This is a genomic window from Neorhizobium tomejilense, from assembly GCF_964254135.1.
Lineage (GTDB): Bacteria > Pseudomonadota > Alphaproteobacteria > Rhizobiales > Rhizobiaceae > Neorhizobium > Neorhizobium tomejilense.
The window spans coordinates 3,148,336-3,168,986 of the sequence record NZ_CAXUSO020000001.1 but is presented as its reverse complement, the minus strand read 5'-3'; the positions used below and the strand labels follow the sequence as shown (position 1 = coordinate 3,168,986).

Here is a 20,651-nt window from a genome sequence, read left to right as displayed (position 1 = left end):
ATCAATTTGAGTGGGTCATTCCCTGGGGAGGGGGAAACGGCTTATGGACAGTTATCCCGGCAGCCTGCCGATCTATCTGCAAATCGCCGAACTGCTGGTTCGCGATATCGCCGCCGGCCGGCTTGTCGACGGCGAGAAGCTGGCGCCGGAGCGCGACATGGCGGTGCAGCTCGGCATTGCCGTCGGCACGCTGCGCAAGGCGCTGGCGGAACTGCAGAACCGCGGGCTGCTGGAGCGGGTGCAGGGGTCCGGCAACTACGTCCGGGCAATCAGCGATCCGAAGAGCGTTTATGCGATGTTCCGGCTGGAACTGATCCAGGGCGGCGGCCTGCCGACCGCGGAATTGCTCGATGTGATGCGGCTCGACAAACCCAAGGATCTGCCGAGGTTCGGCTTTTCGCCGGAAGGGCATCGCATCCGCCGTATTCGTCGGCTGTCGGGCAAAGTCGCGGCACTTGAGGAGATCTGGCTCGACGGTTCCTATGTTGCGGCGATCACCCCGGAGGATCTGTCGGAATCGCTTTATCTCTACTACCGCACCCGGCTGGGTCTCTGGATCGTCCGGGCGGAAGACAAGATCGACCTCGACACCGTGCCTGACTGGGCGCCGCCGGCCTTCGGCCAGAAGCCGGGAGCGCCAATCCCCCATGTGCTGCGCATGAGCCAGGCGCAGGATGGCGCCCTGGCCGAGGTTTCCCGCACATGGTTCGACCATTCCGTGGCGCGATACGTATCGCGGCTGCGGTAGAAACAATCGAGTACCGACAAGATGAAATTCGAGACGACACAAGACGGTTTTTCCATATCGCTGAACGGCCGCAGCATCCTGCGGCACAGCGCGGCCTCGCCCTGCATATTTGTCGGCCATGGGCAGGAGCGGATGGACATGTACCGCGGCAATTTCGAGGTCGAGGATTACATCGTCGAGCGCAGCGCTCTGCGTCACGCGGAAATCGACGGCAATGTGGTCAGCCTCGCGGAGGCGAAGGGCCGGGCGCCGCGGCTGGAGCTGACGGTCTCGGAAACCGCCGTGCATTTCCGCTCACTGGACGAGACGATCAACCGCTTCTGGATCCGCGTCCATGCGGACAATGACGAGCATGTCTGGGGCGGCGGCGAGCAGATGTCCTATTTCGACATGCGCGGTCGCCGCTTTCCGCTCTGGACCTCGGAGCCCGGCGTCGGCCGCGACAAGACGAGCGAGATCACCTTCAAGTCCGACCTGAAGGACAAGGCGGGCGGGGACTATTACAATACCAACTACCCGCAGCCGACGTACATCTCCTCGGCGCGTTATGCCCTGCATGTGGAGACGACCGCCTATTCCGTCTTCGATTTCCGCCGTAAGACGTTTCACGAGATCGAAGCCTGGGCGGTGCCGGAGCGAATCGAGTTTTTCGCCGCACCGAGTTTTATCGAGCTGGTCGAGGCGCTGTCGTTGCGGTTCGGGCGGCAGCCGGAACTGCCGGACTGGGTCTACAGGGGCGCGATCATCGGCCTCAAGGACGGCGTCAATTCCTTCGAGCGGCTGGAAAAGATGCGCAATGCCGGCGTGCAGGTCTCCGGCCTCTGGTGCGAGGATTGGGTCGGCCTCCGCCAGACCTCGTTCGGATCGCGGCTGTTCTGGGACTGGCAGGCGAATGACGAGCGTTATCCGGACCTGCGCCAGCGCATCGCGGAGCTGAACGGCGATGGCATCCGCTTCCTCGGCTACGTCAATCCCTATCTCTGCGTCGATGGCTCGCTGTTTCCGGAAGCGGAAGCCGCGGGCTATTTCGCCAAGGACCCGCTCGGCCGCACCGCGATCGTCGATTTCGGCGAGTTCGATTGCGGCGTCGTTGATTTCACCAATCCGGAAGCTGCCGATTGGTTCGCCGAGGAAGTCATCGGCCGCCGCATGCTCGATTTCGGGCTGACCGGCTGGATGGCCGATTTCGGCGAATATCTGCCGATCGATGTGGAGCTTGCCAACGGCATCGATGCCAAGCTGATGCACAATGCCTGGCCGACCCTCTGGGCCGAAGTCAACGCCAAGGCGATCGCCAGCCGCGGCAAGACGGGCGAGGCGCTGTTCTTCATGCGGGCCGGCTTTACCGGCGTGCAGAAACATTGCCCGCTGCTGTGGGGCGGCGACCAGTCGGTGGATTTCTCGCGCCATGACGGGCTGGTCACCGTGATGTGCGCCGCGCTTTCCTCAGGCCTCCTCGGCAACGCCTATCACCATTCCGATATCGGCGGTTATACGAGCCTGTTTGGCAATGTCCGCACGCCGGAACTGCTGATGCGGTGGGCCGAGATGGCGGCCTTCACGCCCGTCATGCGCAGCCACGAGGGCAATCGGCCGCGCGACAATATCCAGATCGACCAGGACCCGGAAGTGCTGGAGCATTTCGCCCGGATGACGCGGATCTACGTGCATCTGGCGCCGTATCTGAAGACTCTCTCCAGAGAAGCCGCCGCCCGGGGCCTGCCGGTGCAGCGGCCGCTCTTCCTGCATTACGAGCATGACCCGAAGACCTATGCCATTCAGGATGCCTATCTTTACGGCCCGGAATTGCTGGTGGCGCCGGTCTGGCATGCGGCGCAGGAGGTGCGCAGCGTCTATCTGCCGGAAGGGGCGAGGTGGGTGCATGTGTGGAGCGGCGTGGAGTATGCAGGCGGGGAAGAGGTGACGGTGCCGTCGCCGATCGGTTGTCCGCCGGTGTTTTACCGGGTGGATGCGGCTTTTGCGGATATGTTTGCGGCGTTGAGGGATATGTGAGGCGCTGCGGCATCTCTATCTCTCCCCTTGCGGGAGAGAAAGCGATTTCAACATCTTAGCTTCAGCTAAGTGTTAGAAATCGCAAGTGAGGGGATGTTTCTGGCAAGACAGACCCCCTCACCAACAAAATCTATGACTTAGCTGAAGCTAAGATCATGATTTTGTAACCTCTCCCGCTAAGGGAGAGGTAACCCGCGGTGGCGCCGCGAACTCAACTGGCGAAGAGTATGCCGCAGCACCCCCCTTTGTCCTGCCGGACATCTCCCCCACAAGGGGGGAGATTGGTGTGCCGCACCGTCGTCAATCCCGCCTCACCGTGCCGCCCAATTGGCACCACGGCGGAAGATCGTCTTCATCTGCGGCACGTCGAATTCCTTGGCCTGGTGGCCGAGCGAGGAATAGAAGACGCGGCCCTCTCCGTATTTCCGCTTCCAGACCACCGGCATGACGACGCCATCGATCCAGTAGGCGTGGTCGCCGGTAAATGTCGTCGTCGCCAGCACCTCGTTCGAGGGGTCGACATGCATGTAATATTGCTCGGACGTGTAGGGGAAATCGGTGATCCCCTCCATCAGCGGGTCGTCCGGCCTCGTGATATTCACCGTGTAGTCGATGATATTGCCGGGATGGGCGACCCACTGGCCGCCGATGATGAACTGGTAGTCGACCGACTCGCGGAATGCATCGCCCGCACCGCCGTGATAACCGGCAATGCCGACACCGCTCTGAACGGCTGCCGCGAGGTTCTTCACCTCTTCCTTCTCGATTTTCGACATGGTCATGATCGGCACGATGAGGCTCAGATCATGGATCGAAGGATCGGCGAAGGCCTCGGTCGAATGCTCGAGATAGACCTTGAAACCGTCTTCCTCCAGCATGTCCTTGATGATCTCGGCGCATTCCTGCGGTTCGTGGCCGCTCCAGCCGCCCCATACGATGAGTGCTTCACGCATTTTAGTCTTCCTCCAGAATTATTTCGCCAGCTGGCCGTCAACAAGCGATTCCGACAGCGGAGCGGGCCGCTCCGTCGCCGTGGTGATCTTGATCGTGCGCCCTTCGGCGGAAGCCGTGTGAAAGGCCTCCATGACCTCCAGCACATGCAGCGCCAGATCGCCGTTCGCCCGGTGCGGGCGGTTGGAACGGATCGCGTGAGCCAGGTCCGCGACGCCGATCGAGCGGTAGTTGCCGTCCGCATAGGGCAGGGTGGCGGGCTGGTCCTCGAACTGGCCGCCCTTCTTCAGATAACCGACAGGCCCCTCGAAACGGTTCGGGTCCGGCACGATCAGAGTGCCCTCGGTGCCGTAGACTTCGAGCGGCACATGCTTGTGGCCGGCGACGTCGAAGCTCATGCCGATCTGCACGACCGCGCCGTTGGCAAACGCCATGACACCGGCCACATGGGTCGGAACGTGCACCGGAATGCGCTCGCCGTTGCGCGGCTCGCTGGTGATGATGCGCTCCTTGCGGGGGGTGATCGCAAAGCCCGCCACCTGCGACACCGGGCCGAGCAGGTTGACGAGATCGGTGATGTAATAGGGACCCATGTCGAGCATCGGGCCGCCGCCGACCTCGTAATAGAAGGCCGGGTTCGGATGCCAGCGCTCGTGGCCGGGGCACATGAAGGTGGCGGTGCCGCCGACCGGAATCCCGATGACACCCTGGTCGATCAGTTCGCGGGCGGTCTGGTGGCCGCCGCCGAGGAAGGTGTCGGGGGCGGCACCGATGCGCAGGCCCTTGGCCTTTGCGGCCTCCGCCAATTTTTTCCCTTCCGCGAAATTAATCCCGAGAGGTTTTTCCGAATAGGTGTGCTTGCCCGCATCGAGCGCCTGCAGCCCGACGGCGACATGCGCCTTGGGGATCGTCAGGTTGACGATGATCTCGATCTTCGGATCGGCGAGCAGCTCATCGACGGTACGGGCCTGGAGATTGAATTCGGAAGCTTTCGCCTCGGCCAGATCGCGGTTGAGATCGCCCAGCCCGCGGATATCGAGGATCGGAAAAGCGGATGTCATCGCCTTCAGATAGGCGCCCGAAATATTGCCGCATCCGATGATGCCGATACCGACTTTGTCCATTGTTTCCTCCCGATAAATGCTGATGTTTGGCGCTTCAGAGCGCCGGCCCGGTGGTGCTCCAGGGCGATTCGTAAAGTTCGTAAAGTGCGACGGCCGCCGCTCCCTGCGCCCAGAAATCATCCGTCGAATCGTCGAAGACGAGCTCGCTGACACCCTTCAGAGACGGCGGAATGGCGAGCGCATAGGCATCGCGCAGGCTGTTCAGGAATGGCTCGCCGAGCGCCAGCGACGAGCCGACGAGGATGACGCGCGGCGGTGCGAAAAGCGTGACGATGTTGGCGATCGTCAGCCCGACGGCCTCGCCGGCGCGAACGGCCGCGCCGATCAGCCGGTCGTCGTCGGCCTGGATGAGTGCCTGGACATGGGTCATGCCGCGGCCGAGCCTTACTGCTTCGGCAAAACGCCCATCCGTCTGCTGCTCGCCGAGGATGGCGCTCTCGCCTGCCTGGCTCGAAAGCCGCACGATGCCCTGAGGACCGGTGCCGAGCACGAGATCGCCGAGATTGTGGCTGAGGCCGCCGGCACCGCGGAAAAGCCGGTTGCCGTGCAGCACGCCGAGGCCGAGCGTCTGTTCGAGCGAGATCAGGACCATATCCTGCAGATCGCGGGCCTTGCCGAACCAGTGATGGCCGAGCGTGATGGCATGGGCGTCGCTCTCGATGATCGTCGGAGTCGACAGCCGCGCCGACATTTCCGAAGCAAAATCAATGTTGATCTCGCGAAAGATCGGGCTCGAGCGGATGTGTCCGGTGCGGTGTTCGATGACGCCCGGAAGTCCGAGGCAGACGCTGTCGACATCCTCCAGCGACAGGCCGGCGTCGACGACGCAGCGACGCACGCCGTCCTCAACGAGATCGGCGATGACCGCGATCGGCTGGCGGTCGATACGGATCGGCAAGGTGAGCTGGGAGAGCACGTCGCCGCGGAAATTGGTGACGACGAAGACCATGCGGCTTGCGGCGATCTTGGCACCGACGACGCGGGCGGCATCCGGATTGACCTCGAGCATGACGCGCGGCCGGCCACGCACCGCCTCGTTGCGGATGTCGCCCTCGTGGCGGGTCAGGATCAGCCCGTCATCGAGCAGCGAGGCGGTGATGGCCGAAACGGTGGTCGTCGAAAGTTCGGTGCGCTCGGAAATCTCCACGCGGGAGATAGGGCCCCGCCGCCGGATCGTGTCCAGCACGCTGAGACGATTCATCGCACGCATGAGTTCTGGATCGGCGGTTTTCATCTCTTCTGCGCACTCGTCGGCTTCTGCACCAAACCGCTATTTAATACGAGGTGCAAATTAAATTCGGTTTGTTCTAGATCTGAATTTATGCGGCATGCAATAGATAAAAGCAGCAAATGCCGCAATTTTTGCCAAAATCCGGCAATGTCGTGCAGGGCTATTGACAGATGCGTTGGCCTTGCCGATTATTTAATTCGGATACAGGAATAAAGCTTTGGGAGGAGCACCTTCAATGTCCAACAGATACTACAGGATGCGTTTGATTTCCGCGACCGCTATTGCCCTCGCGGGTGGCATGTTCACGGCCGGCGCGGCTGCAGCGGACAGCGTCATTCGCTGGATGCATGTCGAGCAGGTGCCGGGGAACATCGCGGTCTGGAACCAGATCGCCAGGGATTTCGAGGCCAAGCGCCCGGGCGTCAAGGTCGAGATGCAATTTCTGGAAAACCAGGCCTTCAAGGCCAAGCTGCCGACACTTCTGCAATCGAAAGACGCGCCAAGCATCTTTTATACCTGGGGCGGCGGCGTCCTCAAGGCGCAGTCCGAGACCGGCACGTTGCGGCCGATCAATGCTGCGATCGACGCGAACGGAGGGGAATGGCGCAAGTCGATCAACGCCTCCGCCGTCGACGGCCTGACCTTCGATGGCAAGGTCTGGGCGTCGGCCGTCAGGACCGGCCTCGTTTCCTTCTATTACAACAAGGAAATGTTCAAGAAGGCGGGGGTCGATGCCTCGAAGATCGCGACCTGGGATGATTTCCTTGGTGCCGTCAAAACGCTGAAGCAGGCCGGCGTCACGCCGATTGCCGGCGGCGGGCGGGACAAGTGGCCCCTGCATTTCTACTGGAGTTATCTCTCGATGCGCGAGGCGGGGCAAAAGGGCTTTGCCGATGCCAAGGCTGGCAAGAACGACGGCTTCGCCGGCAAGCCTTTCGTCAAGGCCGGCGAGCGCCTGGCCGAGCTCGGCAAGCTTGAGCCGTTCCAGAACGGCTATCTGGGTGCGACCTGGAACGACGCGCTTGCCACGTTCGGCGATGGCCGTGCCGCGATCATTCTGAGCTTCGAAAATACGCCCTCGACCCAGGCGTCGAATTCGACGAGCCGCAAAGGCCTTGCGGACGACAATATCGGCCGCTTCCCGTTCCCCGTCGTCAGCGGAGGGGCTGGTGTGACCACCGACAGTTTCGGCGGTCTCAACGGATGGGCGGTCACCAAGAACGCGCCGCCTGAAACGGAGGAATTCCTCCGCTACATGGCAAGCGCCGACGTGCAGAAGCTTCTCGCCCGGGATACGCAGATCATGCCCGTTGCCAAGGGCGCCAGCGAAGCGATCTCCAAGCCGCTGCTGAAGGAAGTTGCCGAAACTCTTGCCAAGGAAACCTGGCACCAGAACTTCCTTGACCAGGATCTCGGTCCCAATGTCGGTGCGATCGTCAACGACGTCAGCGTCGAAGTGGTCTCCGGCAGCATGAAGCCTGCTGCCGCGGCGCAGCAGATCGAGGACGCCTACTCCCTCGAACGAAAGTAAGCGCAGCGCCGGCGCTCCCGCTCCCCTAAGGTTCCAGCAACCCTGGGAGCGCCGGTTCCCGTCCTCGCCTGACGGCGTCTCGCAGCCCGAAAGGCTCGAAAATCGATGAGCGATATGCTGATGTCTGCCAATGCCATCCCTTCCGGGAATACACTTGTGGTAGCGCGGCGCCGCAAGCGGTCACTTGCCAACAGCAAGTGGCCGGTGCTGATCCTGTTCCTGCCGCCGGCGCTTCTTCTGTTCACGGTGCTGGTCATTCTGCCGATGGGCGAGGCCGCCTGGTATTCCTTCTATAACTGGAACGGCTATGGCAGCCCGACGCAATGGGTCGGCTGGCGCAATTATCAGCTCATTTTCCGTAACAGCGCCTTCACCCAGGCTTTGATCAATAATGGCCTGATCGTGCTTGCCTCGCTTTGCGTGCAGGTTCCGCTGGCGCTCTGGCTGGCGACGATGATCTCCAGCCGGATCAAGGGTGCGCTGTTCTTCCGGCTGATCTTCTTCCTTCCCTACGTGCTTGCGGATGTTGCAGCCGGGATGATCTGGCGTTTCGTTTATGACGGGGATTTCGGTCTCGTCGCCGGTATCTCGCATTTCATTGGCGTCGAACCACCCTTCTGGCTCGCCGACCGCGACCTGGCAATGTACGCGATATTGGGCGTCATCGTCTGGAAGTATTTCGGCTTTCACATGATGCTCTTCATCGCCGGCCTGCAGGCAATCGACAAGAGCGTACTGGAAGCGGCGGACATCGACGGTGCGACCGGCTTCCAGAAGTTCCGGCTTGTGACATTGCCGCTGCTTGGCTCCACCGTGCGTCTCTCGGTCTTCTTTGCGGTCGTCGGTTCGCTGCAGCTTTTCGACATGATCATGCCGCTCACCGGCGGCGGTCCGTCGAACTCGACGCAGACGATGGTGACGTTCCTGTACAATTTCGGGGTGACCCGCATGCAGGTCGGGTTCGGCAGCGCCGTTGGTGTGGTGCTGTTCGTGATCTGCGTGACGCTCGCCTTCAGCTACAAGCGGGTGTTCATGCGCAATGACTGATATCTCGACAGCACAGCCCATCGATGCCGCCAGCGCGCCGACATCCGGCCAGCGGATCCGCGCCGGCACACAGGTCTATATGTACGTATCGCTGATCATCGTGGCGGCAATCGTGGTGGTGCCGCTCATCAGCACTGCGCTCGGCGGCTTCAAGACCCTCGGCGAACTGCGCGGCAATCCTTTCGGCCTGCCGACGGAATGGCAGTGGTCGAACTACACCGACATCATCATCAGCAAGCGCTATTGGCTGCAGATGAGCAATTCGCTGATCATCGCCCTGCTGACGGTGTTCCTGACGTTGACCTTCGGCGCCATGGCCGCCTTCTGCTTCGCACATATCCGCTTCTTCGGCACCGATTATCTGGTCAACTATTTCCTGATCGGGCTGATGTTCCCGGCAGCGACGGCCATCCTGCCGCTCTACATCCGCATCCGCGATCTGGGGCTCATCGATACATACTGGGGCGTGGTGCTGCCGCAGGTGGCGTTCGGCATGGGCATGAGCATCATGCTTTTCCGCAACTACTTCCGCAACCTGCCGTCCGAGCTCTTCGACGCGGCCTTCGTGGACGGTTGCGGCTACATGCGCTTCTTCTGGCACATCACGCTGCCGCTATCGCGGCCTATCATTGCCACCGTCGGCATCATCTCCTTCGTCGGCAGCTGGAACAGTTACATCGTGCCGCTGATCATGCTGAATTCCGAGAGCCGTTATCCCTGGCCGCTCGGCATCATGATCTATCGGGGCGAATTCAGCACCGAATGGCAGCTGGTGCTCGCCTTCATCACACTCACCATCCTGCCAACCATCATCGCCTTCTTCCTGGCCCAGAAGCACATCATCGCCGGTCTGACCGCCGGTGCGGTGAAGTCCTGAGCCCCGACCCGGAGTAATTCGCATGGCATCCGTCGAACTCAGACAAGTCCGCAAGGCCTATGGGGCACTCCCGGTCATCCACGGCGTGTCGCTGGCGATCGAGGACGGCGAGTTCGTCGCTCTGGTCGGTCCGTCCGGCTGCGGAAAATCGACGCTGCTGCGGATGATTGCCGGGCTTGAGGAAATCACCGCCGGCGAGGTCATCATCGACAATGCGGTGGTGAACGAGCTTACGCCGCGCGAGCGCAACATCGCCATGGTGTTCCAGTCCTATGCGCTTTATCCGCATATGACGGTTGCCGAGAACATGGGCTTCAACCTGCGCCTTTCCGGAACCCCGAAGCCGGTGATTGCCGAACGCGTTGCTGAAGCGGCACGCATGCTCGACCTGATGCCGCTTCTCGACCGCAAGCCGGCGCAGCTTTCCGGCGGCCAGCGCCAGCGCGTCGCCATGGGCCGTGCGATCGTCCGCAACCCGGCCGTCTTCCTGTTCGACGAGCCGCTTTCAAACCTCGACGCGAAACTCCGCGTGCAGATGCGCTCGGAGATCAAGCAGCTGCACCAGAAGGTCGGGACGACCTCGATCTACGTCACCCACGACCAGATCGAGGCGATGACGCTCGCCGACCGGATCGTCGTCCTCAACCAGGGCAGGGTGGAGCAGGAGGGCACGCCGATGGAGCTTTATCGCAAGCCGGCCAACCTCTTCGTCGCCGCCTTCATCGGTTCGCCGGCAATGAACCTTCTCGACGGTACCGTCGATGGCGATGGCGGCGAGGCTGCCGCGCGTCTCGGCGACGGTACCTCGATCCGCATCGCGCCGGAGCGCAAGGTGAAGCGCGGTCAGGCGATCAAGGTGGGCCTGCGTCCGGAACACCTGAGCCCCGGTGCGGGCGGAACGGCGCTTGCCGGCCAGACCCTGCTGGTCGAGCCGACCGGCGCGCAGACCCACATCGTCTTCGACCTTGCCGGCCACCCGGTGGTCGCGATCGTCGACGGCGAATATCCGGCCCGCTACGGCGCGCGGTTCGAAGCCAACATCCCGGCCGAACAGGTACATGTGTTCGACCGCGAAACGGGCGTGGCCCTCTAGTCCGGCATTGCCCGCAACAAGCCTCAGAAGCTCTCGAGCCGGATGTCAGCCGGCCGTGAGTGGGTGAGGATGTAGCGGCCGTTCGGCAGGTCGTTGCCGTCAAGTTTCCAGGCAATCGCGGCTTCATCAAGCCCGTAATGGACCCAGCGGGCCTTGAGCCGCTCGCGGAGCACCTCCTCCGAAGGGCCGACAAAAATGGTGAAGTCGAACATTTCGGCAAGCCGCGACCAGGGCGCTTCGTCGATCAGCAGGTAGTTGCCTTCCGCCAGAACGATATGGGTGTCGGGGGAGATGGGGCGGGCCGAGGCGATGGCGATCTCGCGCGATCGATCGAAGACCGGCACCAGCACTTCCTCGTCTCCCTGCCGCACCGCTCTCAGGATGTCGGCAAAGCCGCGTACGTCGAAAGTCTGCGGGGCGCCCTTGCGGGCCAACAGGCCGCGGGCTTCGAGGAGGCCATTGTCGATGTGGAAACCGTCCATCGGCAGGATTTCGGCGGTTTCCCCTCTCGCCAGCAGGGCTTCGTGCAGGGCGTCGGCGAGCGTGGATTTTCCGCCGCCCGGCGGGCCGGCGACCGCAACGATGAAACGTCGCCTGTCGCTCGCCCGGTCGATGACGGTGTTGGTGATGTCGTCCAGTGTCATTGCGTTGACGCCTCGTATTTCATCTTGTCGAAATGAACTTCTAGCGTCCCGCAATGCGTTCAGGCAATCCACGAAGGCATGGATGTGGCGCGCGCAGATGAGGTCTTATCGAGCGTTCTCCCTGGCCGCCTTCAGGGCGTCCCAAACCCTGTAAGGTGTCGCGGGCATATCGAAATCCTCGACGCCGGCCGAGCGAAGCGCATCCAGGACGGCGTTCATCAGCGTCGGCAGCGCCCCGGTCGTGCCGGCCTCACCGCCGCCCTTGACGCCGAGCACATTGGTGGGCGAGGGCGTCGGCAGGTCGAAGAAACGCGGCGTCGGCATGAAGTCGGCGCGCGGCATGAAATAATCCATGAAGCTGGCAGTCAGCATCTGGCCGCTGTCGCGGTCATAAACGATATGCTCGCCGAAGACCTGGCCCGCGCCCTGGGCAAGACCGCCATGCATCTGGCCTTCGAGCAGCGTGTGGTTGATGACATGGCCGGCGTCGTCGACGCCGATATAGGAGGTGACCTTGGTCTCGCCGGTATTCGGGTCGATCTCCACTTCGGCCACATGCACGCCGCCGGGGAAATTTCGCTCCGGCTGGATCGAGGCGAGCGTATCCAGCGTGTTTCCATCCGGCGTAACATTGCGGGCGGCGAGTTCCAGAAGCGAGATCGACATGTTGGTGCCGGCCACCCTGTAGTGACCGTCATCGAATTCGATGTCGGTTTCGGAGGCTTCCAGCGCCTCGGCGGCGAGCTTCAGGCCCTTTTTCACCACCTCGCGGGAGGTGATCGTCAGCGAGGCGCCGTGCGAGGCCATGGTCCGCGACCCCATCGTGCCGGCACCCTTGAGCTTGCGAGGCGCGTGAACGCTGTTGGCGCGCAGGTTGATCAGGTTCTCGTCGATGCCGAGTTCCTTGGCGACCAGCCGCGGCAGCACCGTCTCGTGGCCCTGGCCCGCGGATCCGGACAGCGTGTAGAGCGTCAGCGTGCCGTCCGCCTCGAAGCGGATTTCGGTTTCTTCCGGCATATGGCCGCCGCCGGACGGTTCGACGAAGACGCCCATGCCGATGCCGCGCAGATGGCCGCGGTTCTCGGACTCCGTCCGGCGGGCTTCGAAACCTCTCCAATCGGAGACCGATACCGCCTCTTCCAGCATCGCGACATAGCCGCCGCTGTCGTAGACCGTGGTCGGTGTCGTGTAGGGATAGGCGTCGTCGGGGATCAGGTTCTTCCGGCGGATTTCGATCCGGTCCATGCCGAGATCGGTTGCGGCCTGATCCACCAGCCGCTCGACGAAATAATTGATGTCCGGACGGCCCGCGCCGCGATAGGCGGCGATCGGCGAGGTATTGGTGAAGGCGAGGCGGTTGAGGCCGAATACCGCTGGGATGCGGTAACAGCCGGTGCCGGTCAGCATCGGGTTGAGCACATTGATCAGCGCGCCGGGCGGCGAATGATAAGCGCCGAGATCGCAAACGATATTCATCCGGATGGCGAGGAAGTCGCCGGTTTCGCTGAGAGCAAGCTCGCCGGTGAACCTGACAGCGCGGCCGTGATAATCGGCGAGGAAGCTTTCCGTGCGGCTGGCCGTCCAGCGCACCGGCCGACAGAGTTTCCTGGCTGCGAGCATGATCGCCGCATATTCCGGATAGGCCGCGCCACGGATGCCGAAGCTGCCGCCGACATCGCCCATGTGGTGCCGCACCTTTTCCGGCGGATGGCCGGTGAAGCGGGCAAGGCCATCGGCAAGGCCCGTGCCCTGGCTGGCGGAATAGACGTCGAAGACCTCCGTCCCGGCGTCGTATGCCGCCATGAAGGATTTGAGTTCGAGCGGGTTGGCGGCGACGCGTTGCGACTCCACCGTCAGCGTCGAGATATGCGCGGCCTTGGCGAAGGCTTCATCGACCGTCGCCCTGTCGCCGAAACTGTGCAGGAAAACCAGGTTGCCCGGCACCTCGTCGAAAAGCTGCGGCGCGCCGTCTTCCAGCGCGGCCTCCGGATCGATGATCGCCGGCAGGTCCTCGTAATCGACCGCGATCAGCTCGACCGCATCGGCAGCCGCCTCGGCGCTGTCGGCCACGACCATGGCAACCGGTTCGCCGACGAAACGGACTCGGTCGGTCGACAGCGCATAGCGGTGCGGTGCCTTGATCTTCATCCCATCGACGCCGGGGAAAGAGACCAGCGGGCCGGGGGCGATCAGGTTTGCTTCGAGCGCGTCCCTGCCGGTCAGCACGATATGGACGCCCGGTGCGGCGAGCGCCGCCTCGACATCGATCGAAACGATGCGCGCATGCGGCTGGTCGGCTCTCAAGAATGCGGCGTAGAGCTGGTTATCCAGCACCTTGTCTGCGGTATATGCGCCTTGGCCGGTAACAAGTCTTATGTCTTCCCGGCGACCGGTGAAGACCTCGTGATCACTGCTCAAAACCGCTCTCCCACGCCATGCAATTTTCTGCCGGAGATATCTCTACCGCCTCTGAGCCGCGGATGGAAAGCCGCCTCTGGTATACCTTTTCTACTTCGTCACATCGATCACCACACGCCCGCGGATTTCCCCCGCAATAATATCCTCGGCAAGCTGCGGCAGGTTGGACATCGGCTCCGTCGTGGTGATCTCTGCAAGCTTGGCCGGATCGAGATCGCGGGCGAGCCGCGCCCATGCCGACAGCCGCTGTTCGCGGGTGGCGATGACGCTGTCGACGCCGATCAGCGTCACGGCGCGCAGGATATGCGGCAGCACGGTGCCGGGAAGGTCGGCGCCGCCGGCAAGGCCACAGGCGGCGATGGCACAGCCGCGCATCGTCTGGGAAAGCGTATTGACGAGCGTCGTCGAGCCGACGCTATCCACGCCGCCGGTCCAGCGCTCCTTCTGCAGCGGACCGCCCTTTTCGGCAAGCACGGCGCGGTCGATGAAATCGGTGGCGCCGAGCGAGGCGAGGTAGTCGTGGGTTTCCGGGCGACCGGTTGAGGCGGTGACATTGTAGCCGCGGGCCGCGAGAAGGGCGATTGCAACCGAGCCGACGCCGCCGGCTGCGCCGGTGACCAGCACTTCGCCCTCGCCGGGCTTGATCGAACCCCATTTTTCCAGCGCATCGACGCAGAGCGCCGCGGTATACCCCGCCGTGCCGATTGCCATCGCCTGTTCCATCGAGAAGGCGTCGGGCAGGCGGATCAGCCATTCCGGCTTGACGCGCTGGTAGCGGCCGAAGGCCCCCCATTCGGTTTCCGAAAGACCCCAGCCGTTCAGCACCACCTTGTCTCCGGCCTTCCATTCCGGCGAGCGGGACTCGACCACGGTGCCGGAGAGGTCGATACCGCCGATCATCGGCATGCGGCGGGCGATGCGGCCCTTGCCAGTGATCGCCAGTCCGTCCTTGTAGTTCAACGTCGAATAGGCGATCTCGACCAGCACGTCGTTGTCGGGAAGATCGGCGATCGAGATTTCTCTGAGGGCGCCTTTCGGCTTGCCGTCAACGGCATCGATCACCATGGCGGTGAAGGTCTCGGTCATGTCTCTCTCCCGATATCGTGGCGATGTTGGTTTTTAAGCGGAGGCCTGTGTGGCGGCATCGCGCCTGGCGCGCGCGTCGAGCACGGCGGAATAACTTTCGCGCACATAGGCCAGCAGCCGGGCCAGCGCATCGGCGGCCTTGGCATCCTCGCGGCTGCGCACCGCGTCGACGATTTCCTGATGCAGCGAGGCGACGTGGCGCCGTTCGCGAACCCGGAAGACGATCATGTTGGTGATCGGAATGAAGGCCTCGATGACGGTGTACATCATCAGTTTCAGCGGGCCGTTACCGGTCGATTCCACCAGCGCCCTGTGAAAACGCACGTCCGAAGCGCAGAAATCCTCGTCGCTAACAGCCTCGTCGAGCTGCACCGCGATCTCCGCTTCCATCGCAGCGAGGTCGGTTTCGCTGCGATTTGCGGCGGCCAGCCGGCAGCAGACGGCTTCCGTTTCCAGCCTGGCGGTGATGATCTCTTCAATGTCGAAGGCGCCGATCCCGACCAGCAGGGTAGCGGCGCCGGTGATTGCCTTCGAAAGACCTTCCGGATCCGGCCGCTTGACGAAATTGCCGCCGGTCGGGCCGCGTTTGGAATGGATGAGGTTCTGGGCGGCGAGGCGCTTCAGGGCCTCGCGCACCGTCGGGCGGGAAATTCCGAAGCTTCGGGCAAGTTCTTCCTCGGTCGGCAGGCGCTCGTCGATCTTCAGCCGGCCGTCCATGATCGCCGAACGGATATTGTCCGATACCTGTCTCGCAATGCCCGTGCGGACGACCTCGTCGTATTTGAGGATCATGTCACCCTTCCCATGGTTCCTGCCATAGTGATGCCACGGGAGGGGCAAAAAGGCTACTGCTTTTTAAATATAGGTTTGACAAATAGGGGAATGGGAATAACCTCGCCCCCCAACAAGCAAGGGGAACGAGAGAATGGGCGCAATCGCATTCGGCCGAGCCGGCGCGCAGGGCTGGGACGCAGGTTTTTGCGGGGGAGGCAGACTTTGTCCTCTGATCGCGTGAACCGTCTTGTCTCCAGTCTCCAAAACAGGCTGGATGCCGCTGCGATCCTCACCGGCGATGCGATTTCGGATGGTTATGCCGCGGATGCGACCGCTCGAGGCAGCCGGCCAGCCGCCGTCCTGCGTCCGCGCAATACCGAAGACGTTTCCGCCATTCTTTCCGCCGCCAATGAACTTCGCCAGCCGATCGTCGTGCAGGGCGGCCGCACCGGGCTTTCCGGTTCTTCCCGGCCCGTCGAGGGTGAAATTTCGATCTCGCTCGAACGGATGAACGGCATCGAGTCGATCGACGTCGCGGGACAGACGATGATCGTCAAGGCGGGCACACCGCTGCAGGTCGTCCAGCAGGCGGCGAGCGACGCGGGCCTGTTCTTCGGCGTCGATATCGGCGCACGCGGCACGGCGACGATCGGCGGCAATATCGGCACCAATGCCGGCGGCATCCGGGTTCTGCGTTATGGCATGTACCGGGCGCAGGTCATGGGGCTGGAGGCGGTGTTGCCGGACGGCACGGTCCTCTCCTCACTCAAGGGCCTGACCAAGGACAATTCCGGCTACGACCTCAATCCGCTGTTCATCGGCACCGAAGGCACGATCGGGGTAGTCACCCGCGCCTGCCTGAAACTGCATCCGAAACCGCAGATCGAGCGCAACGCCTTCATCGCCCTGCCGTCGCTGAAAGCGGCGCAGGATCTGCTGGCGCGGCTGCGGGTGGAGCTCTCCGGCCTCATCTCCGCCTTCGAGGCGATCTTTCCGAACGTCTACGAAGACACGGTCGACCATATGGGGATCCGCCCGCCGGTCGAAAAAGGGGCCGGCATGTATGCCATGGTCGAGATCCAGGGCCAGGCTCCGGACCAGGACAACGAGCGTTTCGAAGCGGCCCTTGCCACCGCGCTGGAGGATGGGCTGGCCACCGACGTGGTGCTCTCCAACTCGCTGCGCGAGTTCAACGGGCTGTGGGGCATTCGAGACGGCATCAACGACTACCTTTTCGGCAATGGAGTGACGATCGGCTTTGATATTTCCGTGCCGCTTTCCCGCATGCAGGAATTTCTCGACAGGGCTGCGCTCGCCGTCGGCGAGATCGATCCGGATGCGCGAACCTATATCTTCGGCCACCTGGGCGACGGCAACCTGCATTACTGCATGTCCAGCCAGCACGAGAAAAAGGTCGCCGAGGCGATCTTCTCGGGCATTGAAGCGGTCGGCGGCGGGGTTTCCGCCGAACACGGCATTGGCACCGACAAGGTGAAGTACCTGAAATATGCCCGCAGCGAAGCCGAGATCGCCACGATGCGCCGGCTGAAAGCCGCATTCGATCCGAACTACATTCTCAATCGCGGCCGGGTCTTCGAGGCGCCGGTGTCCGTGCAGCAGGCGGAGCGGGTCTAGATGTCGATCCATGCCGCACAGGATACGAGCCCCTCGGACAGCAAGGTCAGCCTCGACGACCGCTACACGCTGGAAAAAGGCCGCATCCTGGTGTCGGGCACGCAAGCGCTGGTGCGCCTGCCGATGATCCAGCGCCAGCGGGATCTGGCGCGAGGCCTGAATACGGCCGGTTATGTTTCCGGTTACCGTGGCTCGCCGCTCGCCGGTTTCGACCGAGAGATGGCGCGTGCGAAAAAGTTTCTCGATGCCGCGCATGTAAAGTTTCATCCAGGCCTCAACGAGGACATGGCGGCGACCGCCGTCTGGGGCACCCAGCAGACGGGCATGTTTCAGGGCTCGCGTTACGACGGCGTGTTCGGCATGTGGTACGGCAAGGGGCCGGGTGTCGACCGCAGCATGGACGTGATCCGCCACGCCAACGCGATCGGCACCAACCCGAACGGCGGCGTGCTGCTGCTGGTCGGAGACGATCACGGCGCGGTTTCCTCTACCCTGCCGCATCAGAGCGAGCACAACCTGATCTCGGCCATGGTGCCGCTGCTGTCGCCGGCCGGCGTCGGCGAATATATCGAATACGGCCTGCTCGGCATTGCGATGAGCCGCTATTCCGGCGCCTGGGTCGGTTTCAAGTGCCAGACCGAGATAGTCGAATGCTCGGCGACGGTCGATCTCGATCCAGACAAGCCGGAGATTGTTTTCCCCGACGAGACCTTTGCGCCCGACGGCCTGTCGCTGCGCTGGCCGGACGGGCCGCATGCGATGGAACTGCGGCTGGAGCGCAAGATGCTCGCCGTGCAGGCCTTTGCCCGCGCCAACCGCCTCGACCGCCCGATCTGGGGAACCACCGGCCGCGCCCGGCTTGGCATCGTCTCGACAGGCAAGTCCTGGCTCGATCTTTTGAGCGCTCTGGCGCTGCTCGGCATTGACGAAGCTCGTGCCGCCGAACTCGGCATCGCGCTCTACAAGGTCGGCATGGTCTGGCCGCTGGAGCCGCAGGGCATCGCGGAGTTCGCCTCGCGTGTGGACGAATTGCTTGTGGTCGAGGAGAAACGCTCGATCCTCGAAGACCAGATCAAGGCGCAGCTTTTCAATCTTCCCACGGAACGGCGCCCGCGCGTCTTCGGCAAGGCCGGCGAGAACGGCGCGGCGCTGCTGCAGGCGATCGGCGAGATCGGCACGCTGTCGGTCGCCAAGGCCGTCCTTTCCCGGCTCAATTATCTCGACGAGGCGCTGCAGGCCAAGGCGCGGTTCATCGAAGAAATGTCGATTGCCATGGGCGTCGAGGCGACCGCGCTCAAGCGCGAGGCCTATTTCTGCTCCGGCTGTCCGCACAGCGTCTCGACCCGCCTGCCGGAAGGAAGCCGCGCCTCCACCGGCATCGGCTGTCACATGATGATCATCGGCAACGAGGACCGCAACACCTCGACCTTCACCCAGATGGGCGGCGAGGGTGGTTCGTGGATCGGCCTGTCGCCCTTCACCGACGAGAAGCATATCTTCGTCAACATGGGCGACGGCACCTACTTCCATTCCGGCCTGCTCGCCATCCGCGCCGGGATCGCGGCCAAGGTCAACGCCACCTACAAAATCCTCTACAATGACGCAGTCGCCATGACCGGCGGCCAGAAGCATGACGGCGACGTTACCGTTCCGGGCATTGTCGGGCAGATGCTGGCGGAAGGTGCGGCGCGTGTCGTGGTGGTCGCCGAGCGGCCGGAGGTCTGGCAGGGCAATCTGCCGCGCGAGGTTTCCATCCATCACCGCGACGAACTCGATGCGGTGCAGCGGGAGCTGCGCGACATCCCCGGCGTCACGGTGCTGGTCTACGATCAGGTCTGCGCCGCCGAAAAGCGCCGCCGGCGCAAGCGCGGCGCCTATCCGGTCTCGGACAAACGCGCCTTCATCAACGAACTGGTCTGCGAAGGCTGCGGCGACTGTTCCGCCGTCTCCAACTGCATCTCCATTGAGCCGCAGGAGACCGAATTCGGCCGCAAGCGCCGCATCAACCAGTCGAGCTGCAATACCGATCTTTCCTGCATCAAGGGCTTCTGTCCGAGCTTCGTCACCGTCGAAGGCGGCAGCATCCGCAAGCCGGCGGCGAAGTCGAAGGTGGTGAAGACCGACGACCTGCCGTTGCCCGCGTTCACCGCGACTTTCGAGACGCCCTACAGCATGCTGCTCGCCGGCATCGGCGGCACGGGCGTCATCACGGTGAGCGCTATTCTCGCTCAAGCGGCGCTTCTCGACGGGCTGGCCTTGGTGACGCTCGACCAGACCGGCCTTGCCCAGAAGAACGGCTCGGTCGTTTCGCATATCCGGCTGGCGAAGGATCCCGCACAGATCAACGCTGTGCGGGTCGGCCCCGGCGAAAGCGATCTCGTGCTCGGCTTCGATATCGTCGTTGCTGCGCAGAAGAATTCGCTGGCTTCGTTTGCGAAGAACAAGACGCGGGCCGTGATCGACGACCATTTCGCGCCGACCGCTTCCTTCGTGAAGGACACCACGATCGATTTCCGGCAGGAGGCGACGCTGAAGTCTCTGCGCCGTGCCGCCGGTGACGAAGCCGTCGAAACGGTTGCCGCGACGGATATGGCAACCGCGCTGCTGGGTGATGCGATCGCCGCGAACATGTTCCTGCTGGGTCATGCCTGGCAGCGCGGGCTGGTGCCGATCAGCCTTGCCACCATCGACAAGGCGATCGAGCTTAACGGCACCGGCATTGCCATGAACCGTGCAGCCTTCGGCTGGGGTCGTCGTGCGGCGGTGGATGTGGAGGCCGTTGCGCGTGCGGCGGGCCTCACCAAGTCGGAGCCGAAGGCCGAGACGCTGGAAGAAATCGTCGCGCGTCGCACCGCCTTCCTCACGGACTACCAGAATGCGGCCTATGCGGCGCGTTATGCCGCTCTCGTGGATGTCGTGAAATCAGCCGAGGCGCAGCTGCGCGGCGTGACCGGTTTTGCCGAAGCGGTGGCGAAAAACGCCTTTAAGCTGATGGCCTACAAGGACGAATACGAAGTTGCCCGGCTGCATCGGGACCGGAGCTTTGAAAAGAAGCTTGCCGAGCAGTTCGAAGGTGATTTCAAGATCAGGCATCATCTGGCGCCGCCGATGATCGCCAAGATCGACCAGCGCACCGGCCATCCCGCCAAGATCGCCTTTGGCGCCTGGATCCGCCCCGCCTTCGGGGTTCTCGAAAAACTGAAATTCCTGCGCGGCACGGCCTTCGATCCCTTCGGCCGCACGGCCGAGCGGCGGATGGAACGGCAGCTGATCGCAGACTATTTTGCACTGGTGACCGAGCTTTCCGCCGGGCTCGATACCGCCAATCATGCGCTTGCCGTCGAGCTTGCCGGCCTGCCGGACATGGTTCGTGGTTTCGGCCATGTCAAACTGGCCGCCGTCCAGCGCTACGATAAGCGCAAAACCGATCTCCTTGCGAAATGGCGGGCGAGGGAGCCGCTCACCCATGTCGCGTAACC

At 63.0% G+C, this 20,651-nt stretch carries 15 protein-coding genes; 8 read left to right on the top strand and 7 right to left on the bottom strand.

Annotated features, from left to right (window positions below; all coding sequences use genetic code 11):
- Positions 1-43: 43 nt before the first annotated feature.
- Together ACSQ3G_RS16045 and ACSQ3G_RS16040 are read left to right on the top strand one after the other, a co-directional pair.
- A complete protein-coding gene (locus tag ACSQ3G_RS16045) occupies positions 44-748 on the top strand; it encodes a GntR family transcriptional regulator (protein WP_038545893.1) in 705 nt (234 codons plus the stop codon).
- Between the two features lie 21 nt (positions 749-769).
- Entirely contained in the window at positions 770-2,761 is a 1,992-nt protein-coding gene (locus tag ACSQ3G_RS16040) for an alpha-glucosidase (protein ID WP_436110731.1), read from the top strand.
- A gap of 311 nt (positions 2,762-3,072) precedes the next feature.
- Here ACSQ3G_RS16040 and ACSQ3G_RS16035 read toward each other — a convergent pair whose 3' ends face one another.
- Genes ACSQ3G_RS16035 through ACSQ3G_RS16025 form a run of 3 tightly spaced genes read right to left on the bottom strand, consistent with a single transcriptional unit; the run spans position 3,073 to position 6,070 of the window.
- A complete protein-coding gene (locus tag ACSQ3G_RS16035; RefSeq protein ID WP_037077850.1) occupies positions 3,073-3,714 on the bottom strand; it encodes a ThuA domain-containing protein in 642 nt (213 codons plus the stop codon).
- 18 nt (positions 3,715-3,732) lie between these two features.
- Positions 3,733-4,836 (bottom strand): Gfo/Idh/MocA family protein, encoded by a 1,104-nt coding sequence (locus ACSQ3G_RS16030; protein WP_436110730.1) that lies wholly within the window; start codon positions 4,834-4,836, stop codon positions 3,733-3,735.
- A 34-nt stretch (positions 4,837-4,870) separates the two neighbouring features.
- Positions 4,871-6,070, bottom strand: coding sequence for an ROK family protein (locus tag ACSQ3G_RS16025; protein WP_436110729.1), 1,200 nt, complete (start codon positions 6,068-6,070; stop codon positions 4,871-4,873).
- 232 nt (positions 6,071-6,302) lie between these two features.
- On the opposite strand from ACSQ3G_RS16025, the gene ACSQ3G_RS16020 reads away from it, so the two are divergent.
- The 4 genes from ACSQ3G_RS16020 to ACSQ3G_RS16005 all read left to right on the top strand — a co-directional run bounded on the left by ACSQ3G_RS16020 (position 6,303) and on the right by ACSQ3G_RS16005 (position 10,615).
- Entirely contained in the window at positions 6,303-7,598 is a 1,296-nt protein-coding gene (locus ACSQ3G_RS16020) for an ABC transporter substrate-binding protein (protein WP_436110728.1), read from the top strand.
- Between the two features lie 120 nt (positions 7,599-7,718).
- Entirely contained in the window at positions 7,719-8,645 is a 927-nt protein-coding gene (locus tag ACSQ3G_RS16015) for a carbohydrate ABC transporter permease (protein ID WP_436111724.1), read from the top strand.
- Positions 8,638-9,522, top strand: a complete 885-nt coding sequence (locus tag ACSQ3G_RS16010; RefSeq protein ID WP_436110727.1) for a carbohydrate ABC transporter permease — start codon at positions 8,638-8,640, stop codon at positions 9,520-9,522. Before ACSQ3G_RS16015 ends, ACSQ3G_RS16010 begins: the two co-directional genes overlap by 8 nt.
- A gap of 22 nt (positions 9,523-9,544) precedes the next feature.
- The gene (locus ACSQ3G_RS16005) at positions 9,545-10,615 is read left to right on the top strand and encodes an ABC transporter ATP-binding protein (protein WP_105439671.1); all 1,071 of its coding nucleotides are present in this window, start codon (positions 9,545-9,547) and stop codon (positions 10,613-10,615) included.
- A 23-nt stretch (positions 10,616-10,638) separates the two neighbouring features.
- On the opposite strand, the gene ACSQ3G_RS16000 is transcribed toward ACSQ3G_RS16005, so the two are convergent.
- From ACSQ3G_RS16000 to ACSQ3G_RS15985, 4 genes are all read right to left on the bottom strand, one after another.
- The gene (locus ACSQ3G_RS16000) at positions 10,639-11,259 is read right to left on the bottom strand and encodes a nucleoside triphosphate hydrolase (RefSeq protein WP_436110726.1); all 621 of its coding nucleotides are present in this window, start codon (positions 11,257-11,259) and stop codon (positions 10,639-10,641) included.
- A gap of 105 nt (positions 11,260-11,364) precedes the next feature.
- On the bottom strand, positions 11,365-13,677 hold the full coding sequence (locus ACSQ3G_RS15995; protein ID WP_436110725.1) for a xanthine dehydrogenase family protein molybdopterin-binding subunit: 2,313 nt from the start codon (positions 13,675-13,677) through the stop codon (positions 11,365-11,367).
- A 90-nt stretch (positions 13,678-13,767) separates the two neighbouring features.
- Positions 13,768-14,763 carry an MDR family oxidoreductase gene (locus ACSQ3G_RS15990; RefSeq protein WP_436110724.1) on the bottom strand — a complete coding sequence of 332 codons (996 nt, stop codon included), beginning with the start codon at positions 14,761-14,763 and terminating at the stop codon, positions 13,768-13,770.
- A gap of 33 nt (positions 14,764-14,796) precedes the next feature.
- Positions 14,797-15,555, bottom strand: coding sequence for a FadR/GntR family transcriptional regulator (locus ACSQ3G_RS15985; protein WP_105425452.1), 759 nt, complete (start codon positions 15,553-15,555; stop codon positions 14,797-14,799).
- A 204-nt stretch (positions 15,556-15,759) separates the two neighbouring features.
- Between ACSQ3G_RS15985 and ACSQ3G_RS15980 the strand changes: the two genes are divergently transcribed.
- Both ACSQ3G_RS15980 and ACSQ3G_RS15975 read left to right on the top strand, forming a co-directional pair.
- A complete protein-coding gene (locus tag ACSQ3G_RS15980; protein WP_436110723.1) occupies positions 15,760-17,172 on the top strand; it encodes an FAD-binding oxidoreductase in 1,413 nt (470 codons plus the stop codon).
- Positions 17,173-20,649 carry an indolepyruvate ferredoxin oxidoreductase family protein gene (locus ACSQ3G_RS15975; protein ID WP_436110722.1) on the top strand — a complete coding sequence of 1,159 codons (3,477 nt, stop codon included), beginning with the start codon at positions 17,173-17,175 and terminating at the stop codon, positions 20,647-20,649.
- Positions 20,650-20,651 lie beyond the last annotated feature (2 nt).